Origin of the sequence: Pseudoalteromonas aurantia, from assembly GCF_005886875.1 — a bacterium.
GTDB lineage: Bacteria > Pseudomonadota > Gammaproteobacteria > Enterobacterales > Alteromonadaceae > Pseudoalteromonas > Pseudoalteromonas aurantia_A.
Genome location: NZ_PNBY01000032.1, coordinates 15,700 through 37,860, shown reverse-complemented (window position 1 = coordinate 37,860; position 22,161 = coordinate 15,700). Strand labels below are relative to the sequence as shown.

Here is a 22,161-nt window from a genome sequence, read left to right as displayed (position 1 = left end):
TGGCATTAAGCATTAGCTGGTTTTTTTATGTCTTTAGCCCTTCAGCCTGGTAATTATGGCATCATCGCTTCTTTTAAATACTGAAAAAGTTCCTTATATCCCTTCGCTGGTTTTTCCGCAGAGGCTTCTTTTTTGGCTTGGCGGACGAGTTGTCGCATTTTTTGACGTTCTAACTCTGGGTACTCAGCAAGCAATTCATTGACTTTGTCGTCACCTTGTTGAATTAATTCATCTCTGATTATTTCAATTTTATTTAAGAGCACGTCAGCTTGATTATTTTTATTTAACATCAAGTCGATAGCCGCTTCTATTTCGGCAATATTCTCTGTGGTGCGAAGTGTTTTTGTGATGTAGTTAATATGCCTACGATAAGCTTCACTTTTGGCTCGTATTTTATCTGCGACGATCATTGCTTGTAATAAATCATCAGTAAGCGGCAATTTATCACGTTGCTTTTTTGCCATACTGGCTAAGTCGAGCGCAAGTTGCTGATACTGTTGCGCATCACGTTTCAGTTCACTTTTAGAGACATAGATAATGTCTTCTTCAATTACGGGTTTCTTTTTCTTAGCCATGATTCAAACTAGTAGTAATCTATTTGTGCTAAGTATACCAATTATACGTAGGAAAAGCTTTGCTTGAATAGGGCGATAATCGTGATGTGTGTTAGCATTAATATGAAGACATAAATTATTAGAGAAGATGCCCATGAGCAGAGCCCAACAAGACCCTATTTATCAACAAATTGATGACGTGAAGCAAGCCGTTTCTGATGTACTGGCCCATGCGAAAAAGTTGGGCGCCACCGCCTCAGAAGCTGCTATGTCTAGCACTTCGGGCCTTTCTGTGAGTACACGAATGGGCGAGGTTGATACCATTGAGTTTAATCAAGATGGTGGTTTGGGGATCAGTGTGTATGTTGGCAATCATAAAGGGAGTGCGTCTACTGCAGATTTGAGCTCGAAGGCTTTGCGCTCGGTGGTAGAAAAAGCCATTGATATTGCCAAGTTTACATCAGATGACCCATGTAATGGAGTCGCTGATAAGCAGCTTTTAGAGATGTCACCTCCTGATTTAGATCTTTATCATCCGTGGGACGTTTCTCCTGAGCAAGGCATTGAGTTTTGTCTTGAAGCTGAAAAAGCGGCATTAGAATTTGACCCACGTATCGTCAATTCTGATGGGGCCAGTTTTGCAAGTCATCAAGGTGTGCGAGTATATGGTAACAGTCATGGCTTAGTTGCTGGGTTTCCTCGCACACGACATACGTTAAGTACCATGGTAATTGGTCAAGATGGCGAGCATATGCAACGCGATTCTGCCTACACAATTTCTCGTGAACAAGGTGGGTTAAAAGGCGCTAGTTTAGTGGGGGTTGAAGCCGCAGAATCAACGCTTGCGAAATTAAATAGTCAAAAAATAAAAACGATGAAGACCCCGGTTGTTTTTAGAGCTGATATTGCAAATAGCCTGTTTGGACATTTGGTATCGGCGATTGGCGGTGGGGCACTATACCGTAAATCGACATTTTTGCTTGATAGCCTTCATAAACAAGTTTTTAACCCATGCGTCTCTATTCTAGAGAGACCACATGTATTAAAAGGGCTAGCATCTAGTCCATTTGATAGCGAAGGGGTAAAAACCCGTGACCGAGATATTATTAGCGGTGGAGCATTACAAACATATTTACTCGCGAGCTACGCAGCCCGTAAATTGGGGATGACAGCCACAGGTCATGCTGGGGGCATTCATAATTGGTTAGTACAACAAACGCATGATGATCTGCATGCTGTACTACAGACGATGGGTACCGGCTTGTTGGTAACCGAATTAATGGGCCAAGGTGTTAACACCGTAACAGGTGATTACTCGCGCGGTGCTGCTGGTTTTTGGGTCGAAAATGGTGAAATTCAATATCCGGTAAGTGAAATAACCATAGCGGGTAACTTACAGGACATGTTTAAAGGCATTCAAGCTATTGGCGGTGATATAGAAGCGCGAGGGAGCGTACAGACTGGCTCAGTATTGATTGAATCAATGCAAGTTGCTGGAGAGTAATATTTTTGATCTGAAGTAAAGGGGCTCAGAGTGCCTTTACTTCAGGCTATTGCTGTTACAGCGCTAAGTTAAAAACCAGGTTGCAGTACCTAAAAAGGCAAATATCCCAACAATATCAGTAACGGTTGTCAAAACGACACTACCTGCAAGCGCAGGGTCAATTTTCATTCTTTTGAGAATAAGTGGAATACTTGCACCCGCAATACCAGCCGCGAGTAAATTCATAAACATCGCAAAGGCAATCACTGCTCCTAACGTAAAGTCCCACTTCCAAAGCGCTACAACGCCAGCGATGAGTAAAGACCACAGCAAACCATTTAGCGCCCCAATAGCTAACTCTTTACCGAGTATAAATCGTTGGTTAGTTTGATTTATATGGCCAAGTGCGATACCTCGGATCACCAAGGTCAGTGTTTGGCTACCAGCCACTCCACCCATGCTGGGGACTATGCCGTTGAGTACAGCAAGTACGGGGAGAATATCGAGGGTATTTTCAAAAAAGCTCGCGACAAATGCTGCGAGTAGCGCAGTTAATAAGTTGATCCCTAGCCAAATTGAACGACGGCGGCTACTTTTTAGAACGGGTGCAAAGGTGTCTTCTTCATCATCAAGGCCCGCCATGCTGAGTAAGCTATGTTCAGCATCTTCTCGAATAACATCAACAATATCGTCAATGGTGATCCTGCCTAGTAGGTGGTTATTATCATCGACAACCGCGGCGGAGATCCAGTTATGACGCTCAAAAAGTTGGGCGACTTCAGTTTCATCCATTGAAATGGGAATTGACTCTTTGTCCTCATCCATCAACGCTTGAACTAAATGATCTGGTGGATTCGTCAATAAGGTACTCAAAGGGAGCGCGCCAATAAAGCAGTTATCTTTATCAACAACATATAAGTCATCTGTGCCATCGGGTAGGTCGCCACGCAAGCGTAAGTAGCGTAGTACAACATCTAATGATACATCAGCACGAATAGTGACGGTGTCACTGTTCATCAATGCGCCAGCAGAGCGTTCTTGATAGGATAAGGCTTGGGTGGCCCGCTCACGATCTTGCGTGTCCATGCTGCTAACAACATCGTGATACACCGTATCAGGCAAGCTTCGTAATACTTCACCTAAATCATCATCGTCCATATCCTCTGTTGCTGCTGCAATGAGTTCAGGCTTCATTTTAGCGATAATGCCAAGACGAACATCTTCGGATAACTCTTCAAGTACATCGCCTTGAATATCAGGGTCTACGAGTTTCCAAAGTTGCGTTCTGACTTTATGAGGTGAAGATTCGAGTAAGAGTGCGGTATCACACGGTGCTGTTTCTGCTAAAATTCGCCTGACTTGAACAAACTGCCCACTATTAAGCGCAAGGGTAACTTGCTGGAGTTGCTGTAAAGTATAATCTTGTTCAAGCGCTTCAGGCATAGGCTTCCTAATTAATGTCGTATTGTTAGTCTTTTTACGCGTACCTAGTGAATATATGTTGGATAATATGCAGCGAATGATGCTGAGGTGCGCGGGCCTTGGCTTGAGAGTTTAACGTACTTTAGAGCGTGTTGCCACGTAGGATAGGCGTATTTATAGTAACTTGTTGTCGGCAAGTTACTCTTGTTCGTGAAATTTTTGTTCTATTAAATCGCCAATGGCAGATAAAGCTGATTCTGCATCTGGCCCTTCACAGCGGATTTTTACGTATTTTCCTTGACTACTCTCTAGTAAAAGCAGTGCTAACACGCTGTCGCCTGCCGCCTCTTTCTCATCTTGGTATATGGTAATATTTGCATCGAACTTCACCGCTAGTTGTGCCAGTACAGTGGCGGCTCTTGCATGTAAACCACATTTGTTTTGAATTAAAAAAGTCCCCTCACAGCACATGATATTAGCTACTTTGCTCACGATGTCGGATCTGTACATTAGGGTGAGAACGTTGGAAGCTTTCTCCAATGGTTTGCGCCAGATAAACAGAACGATGCTGTCCACCAGTACAGCCGATAGCAATAGTAAGATAGCTGCGGTTATTGCGTTCAAGGTGAGGTAACCAAGTTTGCACGAAGGTCTGAATTTGCCAAGTGAATTTTTGTACTATGCTATGTCCAGCTAAATATTCTTGTACGGGTTGATCTAAACCTGTGAGTGGTTTTAAATCAGGCTCCCAATGAGGGTTGGGTAGGAATCGAGCATCAAAGACATAATCAGCATCTTTGGGCATGCCGTGTTTAAACCCAAAAGATAAGAAGGTGATGATCAGCTGTTTATCTTTTTTACCTAATATACGTTCACGGATAGCCTCAGCTAATTGATGTACGCTTAGATCCGTCGTGTCAATGACCATATCTGCGCTGGTATTGAGTACATCAAGTAGTTGCTTTTCTTCTTTAATCGCTAAATCTAAAGGCAAGTTATTGATAGATAATGGATGTAAGCGGCGGGTTTCAGAAAAACGCTTGATTAGTGTTTGGTCATCACTGTCTAAATAAAATAGGGCTGGATTCGCGAAACCGGGTAAGTACTCAAGAATATCGTTAAACTCTTCTTGCTGTTTAGGCAAGTTTCTAACATCAATACTGACGGCTATTTTGTCGTAGTTTTCGGAAACGCTTCTTACTAGTGATGGCAATAAGTTCACGGGGATATTATCAACACAATAGTAGCCAAGGTCTTCTAATACCCTTAGCGCTACCGACTTCCCTGATCCTGAACGACCACTGATGATGATTAATTCCACGACTTTCCCCTATTTATTAATCCTGTGCAGCAATAATACTATAAAGCTCGGAATCACTACTTGCATGTCTTAATTGTTTGCAAAACTCTTTATTTTTCAACTTATCTGCAATTGCAGATAGTGTCTTTAAGTGTTGCTGATTATCTCCTTCAGGTACTATTAGCGCAACAAAAATATCAACAGGGCGATTGTCTATTGCATCAAATGGAATGGTTTGCTCGCTGACTAAGAGTATAGCAAAAACATGTTCTATACCCTCCATACGTCCATGAGGGAGCGCAATTCCTTTACCTATTCCGGTGCTGCCTAGTTTTTCACGGTTCATTAAGGCCGACAGAATATGATGCTGCTCTAATTGCGGTAATTGCTCATGCGCTAGCTCGCTAACGTATTCTAAAATCCGTTTTTTACTATTAAAAAGGACCGCAGCTTTACTGCAGTCCTTGTTGATTATTGAGCTTAATTTCATGATTAGTGTCGAGTAAGCTTCTCTTTATGTTTAATTACTTGTCTGTCTAGCTTATCAACCAAACCATCGATAGCGGCATACATATCTTGATGCTCAGTAGAGGCAAAGACTTCAGCGCCACTGAGGTGTAAGGTAGCTTCGGCTTTCTGTACCAGCTTTTCAACATCTAAGATCACATGAACGTTATTAATATGATCAAAGTGCCTTTCTAGCTTCGCAAACTTAGTGTTGACATAGTCTCTTAGTGATTCTGTAACTTCTACGTGACGACCAGTTAAATTTAGTTGCATAAGCATTTTCCTTCTTTGGTAATACGTCTTATATCAAGCTTTTACGCTGATTTGACGGTGGAATGGCTAACGACTCCCGATATTTTGCTATGGTACGTCGGGCCACTTTGATTCCTTGCTCTGCCAATATATCCGCAATTTTGCTATCACTTAACGGCTTAGCTGTATTTTCGGCGGCAATGAGCTTTTTGATCAATGCTCTAATCGCAGTGGAAGAGCATTCACCTCCGTTTTCAGTACTAACATGGCTTGAGAAGAAATACTTCAACTCAAAAATACCCCTAGGTGTGTGCATATATTTTTGTGTAGTGACTCGAGAAATGGTCGACTCATGCATCTCTACCATTTCAGCCACATCATTAAGCACCATAGGTTTCATTGCTTCAGGGCCATGTTCAAAGAATGCCTGTTGTTGCTGCACAATGCAATTAGTAACTTTCATTAAAGTGTCATTGCGGCTCTCTAAGCTTTTAATAAACCATTTCGCCTCTTGTAAATGCGAGCGGATAAACTGGCTATCAGTACTCGATTTTACTGAACGCGACATTGCAGCATAATGATCATTAACCCTGATTTTAGGCATTGAATCAGGATTTAGCTCTACCAACCAACGACCTTTTACTTTTTTAACTGACACATCAGGGATCACATACTCTGATTCTTCACGAATGATACTGGCAGCCGGTTTTGGATTTAAGCTGTGGATCAGAGTCATGACATCTTTTAAATCCGATTCTTTGAGTTTAGTCTTCTTCATCAAAGTTCGGTAGTCACGACTAGCAAGTAAATCGATATGATCTGTTAAAATTTGTTTTGTTTGATCTAACCAAGGTGTCGCTTTATCAAACTGGTTCAACTGAATACATAAGCACTCTTGTAAGCTTCTAGCTGCAATACCGACAGGATCAAATAGCTGAATACGTTTGAGTACTGCTTCTATTTCATCGAGCTCAATGCCTTCTTCGGAGCTGCCGTCGTTTAAGCTATCTAAAATTTCTTCTGTGGATAAGGTTAACAAGCCACCATCGTCAACAGCTTCAACAATTGCGACTGCGATGCCCCTATCGGTATCGCTAAATGGGGTAAGCTCTAGCTGCCACATGAGATATTCATGTAGGGTTTCACTGGTTTCCCCTTGATACATATTCTCATCTTCAGGCATAGGGCCGCTACTAGCTGCTGGGGCTGCGCTCATGTACTCGTCCCAAGTAACGTCCATAGCAAGTTCTTCGCTGACAGTGTCTTTACTCATAGCAGCGTCAGAATCTAGTTCGTAATCGCTAACCGACGTCTCGTCAGCGGTATCTGAACCTGTCTCGTCTTTACTCAGTTCTTTGTGTTCTTTTTCTCTATTATCACTGTCGTTGTCATGCTCTGATTCTTCAACTTCTAGCAAGGGATTACTGTCTAATGCTTCTTGAATTTCTTGTTGAAGATCGAGCGTACTTAGTTGCAGCAAGCGAATAGCCTGCTGTAACTGTGGTGTCATGGTTAATTGCTGGCCCATGCGCAGCTGTAGCGATTGCCTCATGTATCTCTAACAATCCTTTTCATTATTCAATTATTAAAATTACCTAGGTGTATTAACTATAGCCTGAATTGCTCACCAAGGTAGACATCTCGAACAGTTTGATCGGCGAGCACATGTTCAGGTGTGCCAGATGCAATTAATTCACCATGTGAAACAATGTACGCCTTTTCACACACATCGAGTGTTTCACGTACATTATGGTCTGTGATAAGAACACCTATACCGCGTTTTTTTAAATGTTCGATAATTTTCTTTATATCTAACACTGAAATAGGATCAACACCAGCAAAAGGCTCATCTAATAGGATAAATTTTGGATTTGCGGCTAAAGCGCGAGCAATTTCTACCCTGCGGCGTTCGCCACCAGATAATGCCATGCCCTGACTTGCACGTATGTGTTGAATATTAAACTCATCTAAGAGTTCGTTAAGCAGCTGTTCTCGATCTGCTTTGCTGAGATCTTTACGTGTTTCTAAGATTGCCATTAAATTTTGATAAACAGTGAGCTTACGAAAGATAGATGACTCTTGTGGTAAATAGCCAATACCAAGCCGTGCTCGGCTATGCATAGGTAGTAAAGTAATGTCTTGACCATCAATAGTAACGGTACCATTGTCGCTTGGCACGAGCCCTACAATCATATAAAAGCTGGTGGTTTTACCTGCACCATTGGGGCCTAATAGACCAACAATACTGCCCGCTTCAACACTGAGGCTGACATTTTTTACTACCTGACGGCCTTTATAGCTTTTAGCCAAAGCTTGTGCAGTGAGTGTGCTCATAATTATTTGCCTTGGTCTTTATCTGATTTTTTTTCTGGCACTAAAATAGTATGAACACGGCCGGTATTTTGATTACCTCTGTCGGCATTAATTAATTGCTTCTCCATATCATAGGTTATGGATTGTGCTTTGATAATTTGACCAGCCTGATTAATTTCAGCATCGCCTTTTATAATGAGCATTTTATTTGCAACGTCATAGCGCACTTCTTGTGCACTGGCACTTAATAAAGTGCCGTCAGCTTGTTTTTCACTAAAAAGTGCGGGGCTGCCGGTCGCAACAAGTAATTGTTTGTTTTCACCGAGCTCTGCTCTGCGATGAACTTCCAAGCGGTCTGCGTTTATCTTTCTATTGCCATGAATAATTTCGACATTCTGTTCAAAAATACCGATATTTGTTTTTAACTGTGCTTGTTGTTTACCTGCTTTTATCGATACTTCAGAAGCAAAGGAGTCGCTTTGAGCTAGGGCTATTTGACTCAGTGTTAATCCAATAAAGGCAACAGTAATTTTCAATTTATTGATCATAGTAAACGGTTCTTGTATGGTTAATGAGCTCAATCACCTCGGTGTTTAAGTCGGCGAGCAAGCCTTTCCCTGTTATCATTAAGTCAGGCCCAGAGATTATTACGGGCTGTTCTGACTGCATTAATCGTTTGGTAATTTCGACACGAATATGATCGGCATTTATGTGCGTGATCATGGCTTTGTCGGTTAAATTTTTTGCCACTACATCACCCTCTAAAATCAGTGTGTTGTTTTCGTATAAAGTGGCTTCTTTTGCCGTGATTTTCCAATTCATAGTGCCATTATATAAGGTGAAAATGGGCGCTTCGAAATGACTAAATCCTAGTTCTTGGTATAACTCCATTTTTTTTGCTGTAACAGTATGGCTGCGTACACCGTTTTCATTATAAATCGTTTGCTGTAACTCAGTGGCAATATAATCTGGTTTCGCTATTACATCTTGGGTATTGTTTTGAGAGGTAGATGGCTGAGATAAATAGGGGTACCACAGCCAGCCCATTGTTAGTAAAAATAATCCCAATACTGCAATGCGATTTGTGGTCATGCGCTCGTTCCTTCACTACCAAGCGTATGCCCTTGTGCCAGCATAAGTAAATCGGTTAACTCGCGGACCGCACCAAAGCCACCTGGTAATTGCGTTGTATAGTGTGATAAGCGTTTAATAAGGGGGTGTGCATCGTTTACGGCGACTGCGAAACCCACTTTTTCCATGACTGGTAGGTCTGGACCATCATCACCAATATAAGCAATTTCATCATCAGATAAATTTAACTCGCGTTTTAATTCAGCATAGGCTACTAGCTTATTTTCTTGTCCTTGATAGATATACGGTACCGTTAAACTAGTCATTCTTTGCTGAACAATCTGTGAATGTCGGCCCGTGATCACCGCAACTTGTACGCCGCTATTTATGAGGGCTTTTATGCCAAACCCATCTTTTGTATTGAACGCTTTTAACTCTTCACCATTGTTACCTAAATAAATACGGCCATCCGAGAAAACGCCGTCGATGTCACAAATAAGTAATTTCACAGCAGCAGCTTTGCTTTCTACGAGGGGGGAAATCGGTTGGTATAAATCAGCAAACTGCATTTATAGTACTCCCGCTTTTAATAAATCTTGCGTATTAAGTGCACCAATCGGGCGTTGTTCATCGTCTATGACAATTAAGCCATTGATTCGTTTCGTTTCCATAATATTTAATGCTTCAGCTGCAAGTATATTTGGGGAAATGGTGGCACAGCCTTTGGTCATAACATCATTAATGACGGCGTTATGTAAATCTACTCGCTGTTCTATAATACGTCGCAAGTCACCATCAGTAAAAATACCACATAGTCGTGAGTCTGCATCAACAACAGCAGTCATACCTAAACCTTTTGCTGACATTTCAAAGAGTGCCGTTTTTACCGTATCACCATTAGTGACTATAGGCACTTGCTCGCCTTTATGCATGATATCTGCAATGGTTAGCAATAAACGTTTACCTAATGCGCCTCCAGGGTGTGATAATGCAAAATCATCAGCAGTAAAGCCTCTGGCTTCAAGTAAAGCAACGGCGAGTGCATCACCCATTACGAGGGTTGCTGTTGTACTCGCTGTGGGGGCTAAGCCAAGCGGGCATGCTTCTTTAGAGACTGCAATACACAAATGAATATCGGTTAATTGTGCAATACTGGAGTGTGGATTTCCTGTCATGGCGATGGTTTTAGCGCCAATTCGCTTTATAACTGGAATAATGCTCATTATTTCTACTGTTTCACCCGAGTTAGAGATAAGCAGCACCACATCATGCTTGGTGATCATGCCTAAATCACCATGGCTGGCCTCACCTGGGTGAACAAAAAATGCGGGCGTACCTGTACTTGCCAAAGTTGCGGCGATTTTATTACCGATATGTCCAGATTTGCCCATGCCAATAACGATGGTTCTGCCAATACAGTCAAATATTGTTTGGCAACTTTTTTCAAAGTGCTGGTCTATATATTGCGTTATTTCATCAATGGCTTGGCGCTCGATATCGATAACAGCTCTAGCCGTTTTTGAAAAGTTAATTTGGGTCATATAGGCAGTCCATTGTTTAAATAATGTAATACATGTAGCCGATGAATGCTGCTAATAATAGCCCACCTTCAAGACGATTAATTCTGCGTGTACCTGTGAGACTCAAGCTCATGATGATTAACGCAAGTGTTGCTGCAAGCATAACAAAAATATCTCGTTGAGCGATATTTGCATCTAAGGTGGCAGGGTTTAAAATACCAGCGATTGAGAGTACAGCTAAAATGTTGAAAATGTTTGAACCGATAATATTACCCAAGGCTAAATCATCTTCTTTTTTGAGTACACCAGCAATACAGGCTGCAAGCTCAGGCAGGCTGGTACCAATGGCGATGATGGTTAAGCCAATAAGCAAATCACTCATGCCAAAGAACTTGGCAATATCAACTGCAGAACCTATTAGGTAATGAGAACTTATGGGGAGTAACACCATACCGATGACGAGCCATAATATGGCTTTTTTGGTCGGAACATTGTCAGGCACCTCATCACAAGCTTCGCTAACCAGAGGGTCGTCCTGATTGCCGGTTTGTTTGGTGATAATGATAAGCGCCAATAAAAATAACACAAAGCCGACAAGTAATAGTGTACCTTCTGTAGCACTAAAGTAATTATCACTAATAATTAACCAAGCGCCAAGGGACACAATGACCAATAAAGGCATTTCTCGCTTTAAAATTCCTGAGCTCACAGACAATGGGCGCAATAAAGCGGTAATACCCAAAACGAGCAATATGTTGGCAATATTTGAACCTACAGCATTACCAACTGCGGTATCTGTTTTATCCACTAAGGCAGCTTGAGCTGCAACCATCATTTCAGGAGCTGATGATCCCATTGCGACAATCGTTAAACCAACGATGAGTGTGGGAACACCAAAATTTCGAGCCAATGCCGCCGCGCCAAAAACAAAACGATCTGCGCTCCAAACAAGCGCTGCAAATCCTAATATTAGAACGATGAAAGACAAAACCATTAAAAGTTATACCAAGTAATAAAACGTCATTGGCGTAAATAGTACCAAAACCCAGAAAAAAAGTATAAATAAAAGGGGCTGGTTGATTGGAAGGTTCGCGTAAGTTTGTTGATACTACGGGTTAAATTAAGGCGTTAATATTACATAATTTTACGAAATGTATTTTCCCTCAAGAGATAAAAAATCGTATTATGTCAATATTAGCCGAACTAGATGTGGAGAGCGACTTGTCGCAAGCAATAGTTGAAATCAAGGATGTGACATTTTCACGCGGTGAAAAGACCATCTATAAAAACATGAGCTTTTCTGTTCCTAAGGGAAAAATTACCGCTATTATGGGCCCTAGTGGTATAGGTAAAACAACTATGCTACGCCTTATTGGGGGTCAACTTAAGCCCGATAGTGGTGATATATTATTCGAAGGCGCCAGTATTCCTAATATGACGCGTAGAGCGTTATATGATGCACGAAAAAATATGAGTATGCTGTTCCAAAGTGGTGCACTTTTTACTGATATGTCTGTGTTCGATAATGTTGCGTTCCCACTGAGAGAGCATACAAAACTGAGTGAAGAGTTAATTCGCTTAGTGGTGCTAATGAAGTTGCAAGCTGTAGGGTTACGGGGAGCGAGTGAGTTAATGCCATCAGAGCTGTCTGGTGGTATGGCACGCCGTGCCGCGTTAGCCAGAGCCATTGCACTGGACCCTGAACTTATTATGTATGATGAACCATTTGCTGGCCAAGACCCGATTTCTATGGGGGTTTTGGTTAAACTAATAAAATCATTGAATGAAGTGTTAGGTTTGTCATCCTTGATTGTTACTCATGATGTGACTGAGGTCCTTAGTATTGCGGAGCATGTTGTCATTATTGCAGAGCAAGGTGTGATTGGCAGTGGAACTGCTGATGAAATGTTGGCGCATAGCTCCCCACTAGTGCAGCAATTTCTACAAGGTCTATCTGACGGGCCTGTCCCATTTCACCAACCCGCGAGCTCTTATGAGGACGCTTTATTAATTCAAGGAGCTAGGTGATGGATTTTTTACAAAAATTGGGTCACAAAACACTCAGTCGATTTGCGGCGTTAGGGCGCTCGACTCGTATGTTAATTGGCGCGCTAGTAAACATTCCTAATCCAAAAAAAGGCACACCTTTACTGATCCGTCAGTTGTACATGATAGGCTATCAGTCATTGCTAATTATTATGGTATCTGGGTTATTTATCGGTATGGTGCTGGCGTTACAAGGATATACAGTACTCGTTGGGTATGGCGCAGAAGACAGTTTGGGACCCTTGGTTGCATTAAGTTTATTACGTGAATTAGGTCCTGTTGTAACAGCGTTACTCTTCGCTGGTCGAGCTGGAAGCGCACTCACGGCGGAAATTGGCCTCATGAAAGCAACGGAACAGCTTTCAAGTTTAGAGATGATGGCGATTGACCCTTTAAAGCGAGTGATTGCGCCACGTTTTTGGGCTGGCTTTATCAGTATGCCGATTTTGGCGCTTATTTTTTCAGCGGTGGCTATTTTAGGTGCTCATTTAGTTGGTGTTGATTGGCTGGGGGTTGATTCAGGAAGTTTTTGGTCAATTATGCAAGCGCAAGTGTCGTTCGAAAAAGATATTCTCAACGGTATTATTAAAAGTTTTGTATTTGCTTTGGTCGTGACGTGGATTGCGCTTTACAAAGGATATGATTGTATCCCGACCTCGGAAGGCATAAGTAAAGCAACAACAGAGACAGTAGTACATTCTTCATTGGCAGTGTTAGGGTTTGATTTCTTACTAACTGCTGTGATGTTTTCAGGTTAAAAGGTTTTAAAGTCATGAATACACGGAAAATAGAGATTTTAGTAGGTTTGTTTGTTGCGTTAGGCGTTATCGCATTTGCTGTACTTGCGCTAAAAGTAGCGAACTCAGGCATTAGCGGTAGTGGTGAGTACTATGTATTGAACGCGAAATTTGAAAATATTGGGTCGTTAAAAGCCAGAGCGCCTATAAAAGTCGGTGGTGTGGTGATAGGTCGCGTTGAGGGGATCAGTATTCACCCACAAGAGTTTGTGCCTGTGGTGAATATGAAAATAGATGCAAACTATGAATGTCAGTTTTCAGACACAACATCAGTGTCTATATTAACCTCAGGTATTTTAGGGGAGCAATATTTAGGGATTTCTCCGGTTATTGCTTCAGAGTCAGCGCGCCAATCTTGTTTGGGTAATGATAGTGCTGGCAATAGTGAAGCAGATGAACTTGATGATCTCTTTGGGGTTGAAAGTAAAGCGCTGAAAAATGGTGACATGATTGCGGATACGAAGTCTGCGCTTGTACTAGAAGAGCTTATTGGTCAGTTTTTATTTAATCAAGGCGGTGAATAATCATGATGGTTTATCGTAATTTACTGAGTATGCTTGTACTGACATTATCAATTTTTAGTGTACAAGCCGCCGCTGAAGTTGATTTGAAAGACCCGTATAAAATGGTACAGCAAGTGGCAGATAATACCTTTCAACGCGTTGCTAGAGACCAAGACAAGGTTAAAAAAAGTAGAGAGCACCTAAGAGTTATTGTAGAAGAAGAGTTGATGCCATATATTGATTATAAATATGCAGCGTATCGAGTACTCGGAAGCTATATACAAAAAATCCGCACGATAGAAGATAAGCAAGAAAAAGTACAAGCAATTGCCCATGTACGCACTTTTATTGATGTATTCCAACGTTATTTAGTGGCGACGTATGCGGGGGTATTTACACAATATACGAACCAAAAAGTTGAGTTTGGTGCTGCCAAGAGGTTTGCTGCTGATGACGTGGCTATCGTGAATACTACAATCGTTGAAGCGGGTAAGCCGGATATTCGTATCGACTTTAAAGTGCGTAAAGGCAAGAATAATGAATGGCGTGCTTACGATATGATGGCGGAAGGGATCAGTTTGTTGGATGCAAAGCAAACCGAATTACACGGTATTTTACGCCAGCAAGGGATTGAGCATGTGATCAAGTTACTTGATAAGAAAAGCCGATTACCAGTGCAGTTTAGGGGGGATGATGGCAATAGCTAAAGTTCACTTTAAACGCAACGAAGAGGGCGTTGTTTTTATCAGCGGGGAACTCACACGAAATAGCCTCACAAATGAACGACTTCTTAATCAACAGCTAGAAAGTACGCAATCAGTCACCTATTTTGACCTTTCTAGCGTATCAAGGGTTGACACAGCGGGCTTAGCTTGGTTAATTCACTCTTTAGGTAAATTGCAGCAGCAAGATAAACGTCTTGAGCTTAAGAATATACCTGAACAATTGCGCAATTTGATGGCATTGGGTCAGGTTTCAACCTTATTTGAGTGAATATAATGGAAATAAACCAAGTCGAAACATTATTAAAAGAGTCACTGGCTTTAGATGAAGTGATAGTAAAAGCAAATGGTAGTCATTATGAAGTGATTGCTGTTGGAGACTGTTTTGACGGATTAAGCCGAGTCAAAAAGCAGCAATTGGTTTATGGGCCATTAATGGAAACTATTTCCGATGGCACCATTCATGCTGTCAGTATTAAAGCTTTTACGCCAACAGAGTGGCAAAGAGAACGCAAATTTATGCTTCCGCAATAGGGGGCTGCTATGGATCAGTTTGTTATTCAAGGTGGTACGACCCTTGCCGGTGAAGTGACCATCTCAGGTGCGAAGAACGCCGCATTACCGATATTATTTGCTGCACTATTACCCAACGGCAAGAGTCGCTTTTCTAATGTCCCTCAGTTACGAGATATAGGCACTACCGAAGCTTTATTAAAAACATTGGGCGCTGGGGTTGCGTGGCAGGGTGATGTTTTAGAAATAGATGGAAGTTGTGTTGATAAGGTTTTAGCACCTTATGAGTTAGTAAAACAAATGCGTGCGTCAGTATTAGCTTTAGGGCCCTTACTTGCACGTTTTGGTGAAGCTCAGGTATCGTTACCCGGCGGCTGTGCTATTGGTGCAAGACCTGTTGATATTCACATCAAAGGCCTTGAGCGTATGGGCGCTGAAATCAACGTTGAAAATGGCTATATTAATGCCACATCACCTGGGCGGCTGAAAGGTGCCGAGATTTACATGGAGATGGTGAGTGTTGGTGCGACAGAAAACTTATTAATGGCGGCGACCTTAGCGGAAGGTACTACCGTGCTCGACAATGCAGCACAAGAACCTGAAATCGTAAACTTAGCAGAGTGTTTGACTGCGATGGGGGCAAAGATAAAAGGTGCAGGTACAAGTCGTATTGAAATTCAAGGTGTTGAACAGTTGGCTGGCTGCGAGCACCGGATCTTGCCTGATAGAATTGAAACAGGTACATTTTTGGTGGCTGCTGCGATGGCCAATGGAGAGGTGTTGTGTAAAAACACCGACCATACAAGTTTAGAGCCAGTGCTTCAAAAGCTGCGTGCTGCCAATGCATTGGTTGAAGTGCATACAGATACCATTTATGTTGATATGCGCAATCGAACATTACAAGCGGTGAATATTAAAACGATGCCGCATCCTGGTTTTCCTACGGATATGCAAGCGCAATTTACCGCATTGAATGTAGTCGCTCAGGGCAGTGCTACCATCACCGAAACTATTTTTGAAAATCGTTTTATGCATGTTCCTGAACTACAGAGGATGGGTGCCAATATTCGTTTAGAAGGCAACACTGCGATTTGTGGTGAAACAGAAAAACTCAGTGGTGCCCAGGTTATGGCAACGGACCTGCGAGCTTCAGCAAGCCTTATTTTAACCGGGATTGTTGCAACAGGCGAAACGGTGGTAGATCGGATCTATCACGTAGATCGTGGTTATCAACGTATTGAAGACAAGCTAAGTCAATTAGGCGCAAATATTAAGCGTAAACATAACTAACTCAGCAATGTCTTAAAAGCGAGTGATGTGGATGCGGAATAAACCAGCATGTCATTGCTTGCTTTTTTATTGCATGCGACTTTCAAGTTTGGCCACAGTAACTTTAAAGGTCAATAACTTGGTATTGCGGTATGCCTCAAACTCAACCACCGTGCCTGGTTGAGTATTGGCAATAAATTTAAGCGTTGTTTCCGGGTTGTTGACGGTATTGCCGGCAACTCGCACGATTATATCGTCGTTTTGCATACCCGCTTGCCATGCAGGACCAAGCGGATCGATATTATTCACCTTTAGTCCCACAATTTTAGTGTACAAGTCCGTAATGACTTTACCTGTGCTGTCTACAGGGTTTCCTGTAAAGCCTAAGTAACCTCTAATTACTCGCCCATCACGTTTTAGTTTTTCCATGACTTCTTTAGCGAGAGGGTAAGGAATGGCAAATGAGATCCCTTGAATATCTATGTTATAACGGGTTCTAAATTGTGCCGACGTGAGTCCGACAAGCGTCCCGTTAGAGTTAATTAATGCGCCTCCTGAATTACCTACGTTTACGGCTGCATCCATTTGTAACAAACTACTATACGAATTATCTGGGGTGAGTTTTTTACCTGTTGCGCTGATCACACCCTGTGTAATGGTTTGCCCTAAATTTAAAGGGTTTCCAATCGCTAATACCACATCACCCACTCGGGCTGAAAAACTATCATCTACCGGAATAACAGGAAGGTGCTGTACATCAATTTTTAATAATGCTAAATCAGTGACGGTGTCAAAACCAATGATCTGCACTTCATTAAAAGTGCGGCCATCGGTCAATATGATCATGATTTGGTCTGCATTATTGACGACATGATAATTGGTCAGGATATAGCCATCACTAGACATTATTACGCCTGAACCTAGCTCCTGAGTTGTATTTGTGCGCTTAAATCTAGGAACAGAGCTGATCCCTTCGGAGAAAATGGTAACAACCGCGGGGGCAGCTTTCTCAACAGCGTCAGCAAAGCTCATATGTTTGGCACTATAAGGGTTAGGTACCTTAATATTTGGTAGAACGGCACTACGTAGATTAGGTGAAAACCAAATCACAACAAACGCGATACCTAGGCCAATGAATAATGGCGGAATTAAAAAACGGAAAAGTTTTATCACACGATGATCTATTATTATTTATTTATTGTTTATGATGGCACAAATAAAAACACAGCGGCAAGGACCACTGTGTTTTTTATCCAAATTAATTTGTTACTGAATTAATAAGAAGACAGAATCTCGTCCACGTTTTACGCCTAAAACGATATTGCCTTGAATATCTTCGATTAAGCTACTCATTTCTCTAATGCTATCAATTCGCTGGCGATTCACCTGCATGATAACATCACCTTCTTCTAGCCCAACCCGTGCCGCTGGAGAACGCGCTTCTACCGATGAAACTACAACACCTTTGTTACCGTTGCGTTCGCCACTTTCGAGTACTGCACCGCGCAGCATAGGGTGCACTTTATCTGCTTGCGCTTGCAGTTCAGCTTGGCCTTTAAGCGTTACTTTTATAGTTCGAACTTTTCCTTCTCGGTACACGCCGACTTTTACTGTGCGACCTTCACCAATGGTGGCTATTTTGCTCGCGAGCTCGGCAAAACTTTGAATATCGTCACCATTAACAGAGACAATGACATCATTGGCCTGAATACCTGCTTCACTGGCGGCTGAGTCTTTAACGACTTGTGCTACATAGGCACCTTGTTTAACATCAAAACCTTGTGCTTTAGCAATACCTGCGTCTAGAGTTCGCCCTTGAATACCTAAAGAACCGCGTCTAACTTGCCCAAATTCGACAATTTGATCGACTAAACTTTTCATCATATTTGACGGAATAGCAAAACCGATACCTACGTTACCACCCGATGCACCTAAAATTGCAGTATTGATCCCAATGAGTTCGCCGCGAAGGTTAACCAATGCTCCGCCAGAGTTACCTTGGTTAATGGCTGCATCTGTTTGAATAAAGTCTTCATAGCCTTCAATATTGAGGCCGCTGCGCCCGAGTGCGCTGACAATACCCGAAGTCACCGTATGGCTTAGCCCAAATGGATTACCAATGGCAACCGCAAAATCGCCTACTCGCAGGGCATCAGAGTTTGCGAGTTTTACTTCAGTTAAATCATCTGATTCGATTTCGAGTAGTGCAATGTCTGATTCTTTGTCAGTACCTACCAACTTGGCATCGAACTCCCTGCCATCTTCTAAGGTTACAATAATTTTTTCTGCGTCGGCAATAACATGGTTATTTGTTACCACGTAGCCCTCAGAGGCGTCGATAATAACGCCTGATCCCAAACCACTAAACTGGCGCTTTTGACTACGCGGTTTGGGTTGACCAAAGAAATAGTCAAATGGGTCGACACGACGGCGCACTTCTTTAGCACCAGATACTTGTATGCTTACAACCCCCGGAGTAACTCGCTCTAACATGGGAGCTAAGGTGGGTAAAGTTTGGCCATCAATGGCCACGGGTAATTTAGCGACAGAAACACTAGGGTTTAATAACAATGTTGAAGAAAAAAGTGCTGCGGATAATAACGAGAATTTCAATTTCATAGGTAGTAAATACTCCAAAAAAGCAATTAGTCATTGAAAAGGCATCTATTGCTAAATGTGTTCTAGACGCCAATTCGCTATTTGTTTATCTGTATTTACTGACTATGGGGTCAAAAAAAAGTTCATCAAGATATGTTTGCTTGCTTATTTTCCGAGCGTTCACCGGTGAAAATACCTGATTCACCTTCAACATAGTCTACAGGCTGTGCTGAACCGTCAGAACGTTGGTTATCTCTTCTACGTTCAGGGCGGCTTTTTAAAGAGGCATGCAGCTGCTCAGTGGTTTCTTTAGAGAAAAACGGCTCACTAGGGTGTGTTGGTTTTTCAGTTAAAAGTACTTGATCGGTGCGCTCAACATGGCTAAAGAGTTGAGTATAGCTTTCTTGCATTTTGCTCATCAGCTTTTTAGTACTTGCTAAGTGGTCTGACACATCTTGACGATATTGCTCAAGTTCAGTTTGTGCTTGTATGGCTTGCTGCTCTAACTCAGTTTGTTTTAGTTGCTTTCGGGTGACTTGCGCACCAATAAAAAAACCAATTACACCAGTAATGATCAAAAGCCCCAACCAAACGATAGTTGTCATATATTTCTCCTGTGGGTATCGGGTTGCCAGTAAAAATATGGCGATAAAAATAAAATGTAACTTACAGCCAATATACGCGGAGAATGGTTGCGTGTTAATATAGAAAATCAATAAATATGGGGAACAGTGTAAAAAATGATGACTCCTTGGCAAAAATATCAGCAAGATCTTCAAACGGATGACTTTCAATACGACAGCGCACAAGAAAATGCGGTTAAGCATTTACAGCGCTTGTATGATGATCTGTGTGCAAAGCCTGTTGAACAACCAAGTAGTTTCCTGTCGCGCTTATTTAGCAAAAAGGTCGAACCAAAGAAAATTAAAGGGTTGTACTTTTGGGGGGGGGTTGGTCGTGGCAAAACCTACTTAGTTGATACTTTTTTTGATGCATTACCAACTGAACGTAAAATACGCGTACACTTTCATCGATTTATGCATCGTGTTCACGACGAGTTAAAAAAGCTCCAAGATGTGAAAAATCCACTTGAGGTTGTGGCTGATATATTTAAAAAAGAAGCCGATATTATTTGTTTTGATGAATTCTTCGTTCAAGACATTACCGATGCGATGCTATTAGGTGGTTTAATGCAGGCTCTGTTTGCTCGTGACATCGTGCTGGTTGCGACTTCTAATATTGTACCGGATGATTTATATCGTAACGGCTTGCAGCGTGCGCGTTTTTTACCGGCGATAGATTTAGTTAATGCCAACACGGAAGTCGTGAATGTTGACTCTGGTATTGACTACCGTTTGCGTACCTTAGAGCAAGCTGAAATCTTTCATAGCCCATTAGATGAGCAAGCAGATAAGAATTTATTCGCGTATTTTGATAAGTTGTCACCAGAGCCTGGGCAGGTTGATAAAGCTATTGAAATAGAAGGGCGCTTAATTAAAACACGTAAAGTGTCAGACTGTATTGTGATGTTTGATTTTACACAGTTGTGTGAGACTGCGCGCTCACAGTTGGATTATATGGAAATAAGTCGCCTTTACAACACGGTTATTTTATCCAACGTAAAACGCTTAAGTCAGCAGAATGATGATGCCGCACGTCGTTTCATCGCGTTGGTCGATGAATTTTATGAACGCAATGTTACCCTTATTATATCTGCAGAAGCACCTATCACCGAATTATATTCTACGGGGACGTTAGAATTTGAATTCAAACGATGTATTAGTCGTTTACAAGAAATGCAATCGCTTGATTATTTAGCAAGGGAGCACCTAGCTTAATACTTAATCAAGCACCCGCAACGTGCTAAGCCAAAGAAATGCAATTATTTTGTAGAAAAAACAGCCGTGCGCTAGTCAATCTCTTTATGAGTTGCTATAATCCGCGGCCTGCCACGTTGCGTTCTATTGCCCTCGTCGGCTTAGCCACTGACTTGAGCGGCAAAAAGTCTTAAACTCGAAGGGGTTAAAGCACGATATAGTAAAGCGGTAACCATTTTGGTTACCTGTGGTTTTAATTGAAAACATTGGATTTTTTAGATGAAAACGTTTGTTGCTAAACCAGATACAGTAAAACGTGACTGGTACGTAGTAGATGCTGAAGGTAAAACTTTAGGTCGTATCGCTACTGAAATCGCTCGTCGCCTACGCGGTAAGCATAAAGCTGAATACACTCCTCACGTAGATACTGGTGATTATATCATCGTTATCAACGCTGAAAAAGTTACTGTAACTGGTAACAAATTCAAAGACAAAGTGTATTACGCTCACTCTGGCTTCCCAGGTGGACTTAAGTCTGTAACTTTCGATAAACTTCAAGCTGCTAAGCCTGAAATGATTATCGAAAAAGCGGTTAAAGGCATGTTACCTCGCGGTCCTCTAGGTCGTGAAATGTACCGTAAACTTAAAGTTTACGCTGGTAACGAGCACAACCACGCGGCACAACAGCCGCAGGTTTTAGACATTTAAGGAGCACATCATGGCAAATCAATACTACGGTACAGGTCGTCGTAAAAGTTCAAGTGCTCGCGTATTTTTACGCCCAGGCACTGGCAACATCGTAATCAATAAGCGCTCTTTAGATGAGTACTTTGGTCGTGAAACAGCTCGTATGGTTGTTCGTCAAGCTCTTGAGCTTGTAGATATGACTGAAAAGTTTGACCTATACATCACTGTTGAAGGTGGTGGTACTACTGGTCAAGCTGGCGCAATCCGTCACGGTATTACACGTGCACTTATGGAGTTTGACGAGTCATTACGTCCTACACTTCGTAAAGCTGGCTTTGTTACTCGCGACGCTCGTAAAGTTGAGCGTAAGAAAGTGGGTCTACACAAAGCACGTAAGCGTCCACAGTTCTCAAAGCGTTAATTTTTTACGTTTCAAGAATTCAAAAACCCAGCTTATGCTGGGTTTTTTGTTTTTGGCTACTTTATTTTTTCGTTCAAAAAGTTAACCCTCTCTTTTTACGTCACTATCTGTCGTTTAAATTATCCCCAATCTATAAATATTCCGTTTTTACTGACAAAAAAAGTGCAATATTTATTACATTTAGTGCAAATCTGTCGATAACTTAGCGCTTTTTTTGCTACAATTGCAGGGCAAGTAGAGTGAGCGAGTTTCAACCCGTATTCTGTAGAGGGCAATTTTTTTATACAGAGGTTGATCTTGGTCAGTAAATTGTTGTTATTGAAGCGATATAATAAATAATTAGCTTTTTGTACAAAGTAGACCCAG

At 41.9% G+C, this 22,161-nt stretch carries 27 protein-coding genes; 11 read left to right on the top strand and 16 right to left on the bottom strand.

All coding sequences use genetic code 11. From position 1 onward, the window contains the following. Positions 1-53 precede the first annotated feature (53 nt). Positions 54-575 carry a ribosome biogenesis factor YjgA gene (gene yjgA / locus CWC18_RS07345; protein ID WP_138674998.1) on the bottom strand — a complete coding sequence of 174 codons (522 nt, stop codon included), beginning with the start codon at positions 573-575 and terminating at the stop codon, positions 54-56. 133 nt (positions 576-708) lie between these two features. On the opposite strand from yjgA, the gene pmbA reads away from it, so the two are divergent. Continuing rightward, positions 709-2,058, top strand: a complete 1,350-nt coding sequence (pmbA, locus tag CWC18_RS07340; RefSeq protein WP_138674997.1) for a metalloprotease PmbA — start codon at positions 709-711, stop codon at positions 2,056-2,058. Between the two features lie 63 nt (positions 2,059-2,121). On the opposite strand, the gene mgtE is transcribed toward pmbA, so the two are convergent. The 12 genes from mgtE to CWC18_RS07280 all read right to left on the bottom strand — a co-directional run bounded on the left by mgtE (position 2,122) and on the right by CWC18_RS07280 (position 11,416). Continuing rightward, on the bottom strand, positions 2,122-3,480 hold the full coding sequence (gene mgtE, locus CWC18_RS07335; protein WP_138592680.1) for a magnesium transporter: 1,359 nt from the start codon (positions 3,478-3,480) through the stop codon (positions 2,122-2,124). A gap of 177 nt (positions 3,481-3,657) precedes the next feature. Further along, positions 3,658-3,930, bottom strand: a complete 273-nt coding sequence (locus tag CWC18_RS07330; protein ID WP_138592685.1) for an HPr family phosphocarrier protein — start codon at positions 3,928-3,930, stop codon at positions 3,658-3,660. 4 nt (positions 3,931-3,934) lie between these two features. Further along, positions 3,935-4,780 (bottom strand): RNase adapter RapZ, encoded by an 846-nt coding sequence (gene rapZ, locus CWC18_RS07325; protein WP_138592679.1) that lies wholly within the window; start codon positions 4,778-4,780, stop codon positions 3,935-3,937. Between the two features lie 16 nt (positions 4,781-4,796). Then, the gene (gene ptsN, locus CWC18_RS07320; RefSeq protein WP_138592678.1) at positions 4,797-5,249 is read right to left on the bottom strand and encodes a PTS IIA-like nitrogen regulatory protein PtsN; all 453 of its coding nucleotides are present in this window, start codon (positions 5,247-5,249) and stop codon (positions 4,797-4,799) included. Between the two features lie 2 nt (positions 5,250-5,251). Continuing rightward, positions 5,252-5,539 (bottom strand): ribosome hibernation promoting factor, encoded by a 288-nt coding sequence (gene hpf / locus CWC18_RS07315; protein ID WP_010361359.1) that lies wholly within the window; start codon positions 5,537-5,539, stop codon positions 5,252-5,254. A gap of 28 nt (positions 5,540-5,567) precedes the next feature. Then, on the bottom strand, positions 5,568-7,070 hold the full coding sequence (locus tag CWC18_RS07310; RefSeq protein ID WP_138674996.1) for an RNA polymerase factor sigma-54: 1,503 nt from the start codon (positions 7,068-7,070) through the stop codon (positions 5,568-5,570). A gap of 56 nt (positions 7,071-7,126) precedes the next feature. Then, entirely contained in the window at positions 7,127-7,852 is a 726-nt protein-coding gene (gene lptB, locus CWC18_RS07305; protein ID WP_138592676.1) for an LPS export ABC transporter ATP-binding protein, read from the bottom strand. 2 nt (positions 7,853-7,854) lie between these two features. Continuing rightward, a complete protein-coding gene (lptA, locus tag CWC18_RS07300) occupies positions 7,855-8,379 on the bottom strand; it encodes a lipopolysaccharide transport periplasmic protein LptA (RefSeq protein WP_138592675.1) in 525 nt (174 codons plus the stop codon). Next, the gene (lptC, locus tag CWC18_RS07295) at positions 8,369-8,923 is read right to left on the bottom strand and encodes an LPS export ABC transporter periplasmic protein LptC (RefSeq protein WP_138592674.1); all 555 of its coding nucleotides are present in this window, start codon (positions 8,921-8,923) and stop codon (positions 8,369-8,371) included. The genes lptA and lptC overlap by 11 nt, the downstream gene beginning before the upstream one ends. Beyond that, on the bottom strand, positions 8,920-9,471 hold the full coding sequence (gene kdsC / locus CWC18_RS07290) for a 3-deoxy-manno-octulosonate-8-phosphatase KdsC (RefSeq protein ID WP_138592673.1): 552 nt from the start codon (positions 9,469-9,471) through the stop codon (positions 8,920-8,922). Before kdsC ends, lptC begins: the two co-directional genes overlap by 4 nt. Then, the gene (locus tag CWC18_RS07285; protein ID WP_138592672.1) at positions 9,472-10,443 is read right to left on the bottom strand and encodes a KpsF/GutQ family sugar-phosphate isomerase; all 972 of its coding nucleotides are present in this window, start codon (positions 10,441-10,443) and stop codon (positions 9,472-9,474) included. Positions 10,444-10,459: 16 nt separating this feature from the next. Next, positions 10,460-11,416 (bottom strand): calcium/sodium antiporter, encoded by a 957-nt coding sequence (locus CWC18_RS07280; RefSeq protein ID WP_138592671.1) that lies wholly within the window; start codon positions 11,414-11,416, stop codon positions 10,460-10,462. Between the two features lie 191 nt (positions 11,417-11,607). Here CWC18_RS07280 and CWC18_RS07275 point away from each other — a divergent pair, with 191 nt between their 5' ends. From CWC18_RS07275 to murA, 7 genes are read left to right on the top strand one after another with little or no spacing between them, the layout of a single operon-like run. Next, the gene (locus CWC18_RS07275) at positions 11,608-12,450 is read left to right on the top strand and encodes an ATP-binding cassette domain-containing protein (RefSeq protein WP_138592670.1); all 843 of its coding nucleotides are present in this window, start codon (positions 11,608-11,610) and stop codon (positions 12,448-12,450) included. Next, on the top strand, positions 12,447-13,226 hold the full coding sequence (mlaE, locus tag CWC18_RS07270) for a lipid asymmetry maintenance ABC transporter permease subunit MlaE (RefSeq protein WP_138592669.1): 780 nt from the start codon (positions 12,447-12,449) through the stop codon (positions 13,224-13,226). The genes CWC18_RS07275 and mlaE overlap by 4 nt, the downstream gene beginning before the upstream one ends. A gap of 14 nt (positions 13,227-13,240) precedes the next feature. Next, complete coding sequence (gene mlaD, locus CWC18_RS07265; RefSeq protein WP_138592668.1) at positions 13,241-13,789, top strand: outer membrane lipid asymmetry maintenance protein MlaD; 549 nt, start codon at positions 13,241-13,243, stop codon at positions 13,787-13,789. A 5-nt stretch (positions 13,790-13,794) separates the two neighbouring features. Next, entirely contained in the window at positions 13,795-14,475 is a 681-nt protein-coding gene (locus tag CWC18_RS07260) for an MlaC/ttg2D family ABC transporter substrate-binding protein (RefSeq protein ID WP_138674999.1), read from the top strand. After that, positions 14,462-14,761: an STAS domain-containing protein gene (locus CWC18_RS07255; RefSeq protein WP_138592667.1), complete on the top strand. Its 300-nt coding sequence runs from the start codon at positions 14,462-14,464 to the stop codon at positions 14,759-14,761. Before CWC18_RS07260 ends, CWC18_RS07255 begins: the two co-directional genes overlap by 14 nt. A gap of 5 nt (positions 14,762-14,766) precedes the next feature. Then, on the top strand, positions 14,767-15,024 hold the full coding sequence (locus tag CWC18_RS07250) for a BolA family protein (protein WP_010361373.1): 258 nt from the start codon (positions 14,767-14,769) through the stop codon (positions 15,022-15,024). Positions 15,025-15,033: 9 nt separating this feature from the next. After that, positions 15,034-16,293, top strand: coding sequence for a UDP-N-acetylglucosamine 1-carboxyvinyltransferase (gene murA / locus CWC18_RS07245; protein WP_138674995.1), 1,260 nt, complete (start codon positions 15,034-15,036; stop codon positions 16,291-16,293). A 66-nt stretch (positions 16,294-16,359) separates the two neighbouring features. On the opposite strand, the gene CWC18_RS07240 is transcribed toward murA, so the two are convergent. The 3 genes from CWC18_RS07240 to CWC18_RS07230 all read right to left on the bottom strand — a co-directional run bounded on the left by CWC18_RS07240 (position 16,360) and on the right by CWC18_RS07230 (position 19,475). Then, positions 16,360-17,445: a trypsin-like peptidase domain-containing protein gene (locus tag CWC18_RS07240; protein WP_138592665.1), complete on the bottom strand. Its 1,086-nt coding sequence runs from the start codon at positions 17,443-17,445 to the stop codon at positions 16,360-16,362. Positions 17,446-17,538: 93 nt separating this feature from the next. Next, positions 17,539-18,891: a DegQ family serine endoprotease gene (locus CWC18_RS07235; protein ID WP_119860955.1), complete on the bottom strand. Its 1,353-nt coding sequence runs from the start codon at positions 18,889-18,891 to the stop codon at positions 17,539-17,541. A gap of 125 nt (positions 18,892-19,016) precedes the next feature. Beyond that, positions 19,017-19,475, bottom strand: coding sequence for a YhcB family protein (locus tag CWC18_RS07230; protein ID WP_138674994.1), 459 nt, complete (start codon positions 19,473-19,475; stop codon positions 19,017-19,019). Between the two features lie 138 nt (positions 19,476-19,613). Between CWC18_RS07230 and zapE the strand changes: the two genes are divergently transcribed. From zapE to rpsI, 3 genes are all read left to right on the top strand, one after another. Then, positions 19,614-20,708, top strand: coding sequence for a cell division protein ZapE (gene zapE / locus CWC18_RS07225; RefSeq protein WP_138592683.1), 1,095 nt, complete (start codon positions 19,614-19,616; stop codon positions 20,706-20,708). Positions 20,709-20,966: 258 nt separating this feature from the next. Beyond that, a complete protein-coding gene (gene rplM / locus CWC18_RS07220) occupies positions 20,967-21,395 on the top strand; it encodes a 50S ribosomal protein L13 (RefSeq protein ID WP_138592663.1) in 429 nt (142 codons plus the stop codon). A gap of 7 nt (positions 21,396-21,402) precedes the next feature. Next, the gene (gene rpsI, locus CWC18_RS07215; RefSeq protein WP_171041054.1) at positions 21,403-21,795 is read left to right on the top strand and encodes a 30S ribosomal protein S9; all 393 of its coding nucleotides are present in this window, start codon (positions 21,403-21,405) and stop codon (positions 21,793-21,795) included. Positions 21,796-22,161: the final 366 nt, after the last annotated feature.

Coding starts and splice junctions, on each gene's coding strand:
- CWC18_RS07255 (WP_138592667.1), top strand. CDS start 14,462: ATGGCAATAGCTAAAGTTCACTTTAAACGCAACGAAGAGGGCGTTGTT.
- ptsN (WP_138592678.1), bottom strand. CDS start 5,249: ATGAAATTAAGCTCAATAATCAACAAGGACTGCAGTAAAGCTGCGGTC.
- CWC18_RS07280 (WP_138592671.1), bottom strand. CDS start 11,416: ATGGTTTTGTCTTTCATCGTTCTAATATTAGGATTTGCAGCGCTTGTT.
- CWC18_RS07235 (WP_119860955.1), bottom strand. CDS start 18,891: ATGAAATTGAAATTCTCGTTATTATCCGCAGCACTTTTTTCTTCAACA.
- murA (WP_138674995.1), top strand. CDS start 15,034: ATGGATCAGTTTGTTATTCAAGGTGGTACGACCCTTGCCGGTGAAGTG.
- CWC18_RS07330 (WP_138592685.1), bottom strand. CDS start 3,930: ATGTGCTGTGAGGGGACTTTTTTAATTCAAAACAAATGTGGTTTACAT.
- pmbA (WP_138674997.1), top strand. CDS start 709: ATGAGCAGAGCCCAACAAGACCCTATTTATCAACAAATTGATGACGTG.
- yjgA (WP_138674998.1), bottom strand. CDS start 575: ATGGCTAAGAAAAAGAAACCCGTAATTGAAGAAGACATTATCTATGTC.
- hpf (WP_010361359.1), bottom strand. CDS start 5,539: ATGCAACTAAATTTAACTGGTCGTCACGTAGAAGTTACAGAATCACTA.
- mlaD (WP_138592668.1), top strand. CDS start 13,241: ATGAATACACGGAAAATAGAGATTTTAGTAGGTTTGTTTGTTGCGTTA.
- CWC18_RS07310 (WP_138674996.1), bottom strand. CDS start 7,070: ATGAGGCAATCGCTACAGCTGCGCATGGGCCAGCAATTAACCATGACA.
- kdsC (WP_138592673.1), bottom strand. CDS start 9,471: ATGCAGTTTGCTGATTTATACCAACCGATTTCCCCCCTCGTAGAAAGC.
- lptA (WP_138592675.1), bottom strand. CDS start 8,379: ATGATCAATAAATTGAAAATTACTGTTGCCTTTATTGGATTAACACTG.
- mgtE (WP_138592680.1), bottom strand. CDS start 3,480: ATGCCTGAAGCGCTTGAACAAGATTATACTTTACAGCAACTCCAGCAA.
- CWC18_RS07275 (WP_138592670.1), top strand. CDS start 11,608: ATGTCAATATTAGCCGAACTAGATGTGGAGAGCGACTTGTCGCAAGCA.
- rplM (WP_138592663.1), top strand. CDS start 20,967: ATGAAAACGTTTGTTGCTAAACCAGATACAGTAAAACGTGACTGGTAC.
- lptB (WP_138592676.1), bottom strand. CDS start 7,852: ATGAGCACACTCACTGCACAAGCTTTGGCTAAAAGCTATAAAGGCCGT.
- CWC18_RS07250 (WP_010361373.1), top strand. CDS start 14,767: ATGGAAATAAACCAAGTCGAAACATTATTAAAAGAGTCACTGGCTTTA.
- zapE (WP_138592683.1), top strand. CDS start 19,614: ATGACTCCTTGGCAAAAATATCAGCAAGATCTTCAAACGGATGACTTT.
- CWC18_RS07260 (WP_138674999.1), top strand. CDS start 13,795: ATGGTTTATCGTAATTTACTGAGTATGCTTGTACTGACATTATCAATT.
- lptC (WP_138592674.1), bottom strand. CDS start 8,923: ATGACCACAAATCGCATTGCAGTATTGGGATTATTTTTACTAACAATG.
- CWC18_RS07285 (WP_138592672.1), bottom strand. CDS start 10,443: ATGACCCAAATTAACTTTTCAAAAACGGCTAGAGCTGTTATCGATATC.
- CWC18_RS07230 (WP_138674994.1), bottom strand. CDS start 19,475: ATGACAACTATCGTTTGGTTGGGGCTTTTGATCATTACTGGTGTAATT.